The sequence below is a fragment of the Bacillus sp. HY001 genome (genome assembly GCF_007558965.1).
In the GTDB taxonomy this organism is placed as follows: Bacteria; Bacillota; Bacilli; order Bacillales; family Bacillaceae_G; genus Bacillus_A; species Bacillus_A mobilis.
Genome location: NZ_VLTE01000053.1, coordinates 1 through 3014 on the forward strand (window position 1 = coordinate 1; position 3014 = coordinate 3014).

At 40.0% G+C, this 3014-nt stretch carries 5 protein-coding genes and 1 pseudogene; all 6 read right to left on the bottom strand.

Annotated features, from left to right (window positions below):
* Window positions 1–93 (bottom strand): annotated as a pseudogene (locus FOT98_RS22220) (DUF1657 domain-containing protein); the annotation flags it as partial.
* Window positions 94–102: 9 nt separating this feature from the next.
* Window positions 103–453, bottom strand: a complete 351-nt coding sequence (gene spoVAE / locus FOT98_RS22225; RefSeq protein WP_000575919.1) for a stage V sporulation protein AE — start codon at window positions 451–453, stop codon at window positions 103–105.
* Window positions 450–1466, bottom strand: a complete 1017-nt coding sequence (gene spoVAD, locus FOT98_RS22230; RefSeq protein WP_000938965.1) for a stage V sporulation protein AD — start codon at window positions 1464–1466, stop codon at window positions 450–452. Before spoVAD ends, spoVAE begins: the two co-directional genes overlap by 4 nt.
* Window positions 1467–1943, bottom strand: coding sequence for a stage V sporulation protein AC (spoVAC, locus tag FOT98_RS22235; RefSeq protein ID WP_000095403.1), 477 nt, complete (start codon window positions 1941–1943; stop codon window positions 1467–1469).
* A gap of 29 nt (window positions 1944–1972) precedes the next feature.
* On the bottom strand, window positions 1973–2458 hold the full coding sequence (locus tag FOT98_RS22240) for a YhcN/YlaJ family sporulation lipoprotein (RefSeq protein WP_001170598.1): 486 nt from the start codon (window positions 2456–2458) through the stop codon (window positions 1973–1975).
* A gap of 93 nt (window positions 2459–2551) precedes the next feature.
* The gene (locus tag FOT98_RS22245) at window positions 2552–2758 is read right to left on the bottom strand and encodes a DUF1657 domain-containing protein (protein ID WP_000216164.1); all 207 of its coding nucleotides are present in this window, start codon (window positions 2756–2758) and stop codon (window positions 2552–2554) included.
* Between the last annotated feature and the right edge of the window lie 256 nt (window positions 2759–3014).

The window sequence follows — 3014 nt, forward strand, 5'->3', positions numbered from 1 at the left end:
TGCGTCCTGTGAATGTAGTGAAAGGGAGCTCAAACTTGCTTGAGCGCCCCTTACACTAGCAAGGCAGGTTTTGACGCTAGCGATAACTGTCATACGAACACCTTATCCTTTCGGTTTGAATAGCAATGCTCCGATGAAGCCGAAAATAATAGCTGCGGATACACCGGCGCTTGTTACTTTAAACATGCCGGTAATAACGCCAACGATGCCATGTTTTGCAGCTTCTTCCATTGCACCGTGAACGAGGGCATTACCAAAGCTTGTAATAGGTACAGTTGCCCCAGCTCCAGCGAAATCAATTAATGGTTCATACAAATTGAATCCATCTAATATAGCTCCAGCAACAACGAGTGTTGCCATTGTATGAGCTGGTGTTAGCTTTCCAACATCAAACATAAGTTGGCCGATTACACATATAAGTCCGCCAATGACGAAAGCCCAGAAAAAAATCATTGCGTTGCACCTCCAAATTCAATCGAAACGGCATGAGCGATACACGGAATCGTTTCTTCTTGTTGGAATGTAAGTGGAGATAGTAAAGCGCCTGTCGCAACGACAAGTATTTTATTAAACTCTCCTCTTTTCATTCGGTTTAATAAGTGACCGTATACGACCGTTGCGGAACACCCTGGTCCACTAGCGCCAGCGATGACAGGTTGCCCTTCTCTATAAATGAGCAGCCCGCAATCTTGAAACTGTTCGCTCGTTACTTTCGTTCCGTGTTTATGTAATAAGTCATAAGCAATTTCGCGTCCTACATGTCCGAGGTCACCCGTTACGATTAAATCGTAGTAAGAGGCATCAATTTGTCGTTCGCGTAAATGGGCTTCAATTGTATCAACGGCAGCTGGAGCCATTGCACCTCCCATATTAAATGGATCTGTTAATCCCATATCAACCACTCGTCCGATTGTGGCAGATGTTACCCTAGGACCGTGTCCAGTATCGCTTAAAATAGCAGCTCCTGCTCCGGTTACTGTCCACTGCGCGGTAGGTGGTTTTTGCCCACCATATTCGGTAGGATAGCGGAACTGTTTTTCTACAGCTGTATTATGACTGGATGCACCAGTTAATAAATATTTTGCGCCTTTTGCATTTACGATACTTGCTCCAAGTGCTAAACCTTCCATAGAAGTAGAACAAGCGCCGAATAGTCCGAGATAAGGAGTGCCCAGTGTACGGCAAGCAAAGCTTGTAGGGGTAATTTGATTAATTAAATCGCCTGCGAGTACAAATTGAATATCGTCTTTACGAAGTTTTGCCTTTTCAGTAGCGCGGCTACAAGCTTCTTCGAACAAAATTTTATGTGCTTTTTCATAGGAATCTTGTCCGAGCCATAAATCTTCATGGAGGGTATCGAAGTCTTCTGGAATTTTGCCTTTAGCTTCAAACGGCCCGCCAACGACTCCCGTCGAAATAATAACTGGTTTGTTTTCAAATACCCACGTTCGGTGTCCTTGTAACATTTATAGCCCTCCCCATTGAACGAGAATCGTTTTAATAAGTGCGATGACGAAAGCGGAAAATACACCAAATAAAATAACAGAACCAGCTAATTTAAACATGTTACCACCAACGCCGAGTACAAAACCTTCTGTGCGGTGTTCGATACATGCGGCAATAACGGAGTTACCAAATCCAGTGACAGGTACAGCTGTGCCTGCTCCGGCAAATTGACCAAACCGATCGTATATACCAAATCCAGTTAATAACATGGAGATGAAAATAAGAGTTGCGACTGTTGGATTCCCTGCTGAGCGTTCAGTGAAATCGAAATACGTAATATAAAAAGTAGAAATGAGTTGCCCAATTAGGCAAATGAAACCACCAACGAAAAAGGCTTTTATACAGTTTTTTAAGACAGGACGCTTCGGTTCGCGTTCTTGCTCGAATTTTTTATATTCCTGTTGCACAGGGGTTAAGTTTTTATCTTTACTAGACATTGCAAACCTTCCTTTTCTTTTAAAAAGCGTTAAGTGTTAGACTCCATTTTTTTACCAATGAATTTTAATTGTTTATTAATTTCATCTTTAGATACTTTCTTTTCCTTAATTTTTCTTTCAAGCTTTTCAAGTAACATAAAGATTTTTTTATCTGTACTTACACGAACATCGAAAGTGGGGTGCTCATCACTTAGCTGCTTTTGGAGCTTCTTACGGAGAGGTTTTAATCCAAATCTTTCGTGATGCTCAGGTGTAACTGCTATGTAGAGATCTAAATTTGAATTTACTGCTGTACTTTTTATAATTTCATCCATAGTGAGAGCTCTTTTCTTGGCTCCTTGTGATATAGATTGATTAAAGGATTCCATACTCGTTTTTGTTAACTTTGGACCTTTCTCTTTCTCCGTTCGTTTTGCTTCTTCTTTCACTTTTTTATCTAAAGGACTATTATCACATCCGGTAAAAGAGCTAAATAGAAGGGCAAATAATACGGTTATGAGTCCGAGTTTTTGCATATTTATCATTCCATTTCTATTGCAATATGTAATGTGATAGAAAAAGGATGACTGCATATCATCCTTTTTCTATTTCACAGCAAGACTGATTCGTTATTGCTGTGAGTATTGTGGTTCTTCTTGTTTGACTTCTTCAACGCGTGGGTTTAAAGAATCGATAATCGTTTGTGTTTGCTGTGCAGCTGTTTGGAAAAGTTGCTTAGCTTGTTGGTTATCCGTATCAAGAGCGAATCCCTCTAAGCTAGCTTGTGCACTTTTTAATCCAGAAACAGTTTGTTTTAATTTCGTAATTACAGTCATTGAATGAAGCCCCCTTTGGAATATCAATTCAAAGATTATAATTTGTGAGTTGGGGTGAATTTATGATTGGAAAATTTAGGGGGGTGCTTTGTTAATATACTCATAACTAAGCGTCATAAAGGATTACGGGGATATTTTTATTGATTTAGATGGATTTTATTGCTATTATTATGAGAAGAAAATGAAGTGTTTTCTATTATCATGCGCCCATAGCTCAGTCGGATAGAGCGGTGGTTTCCGGTACCACGTCTTATAT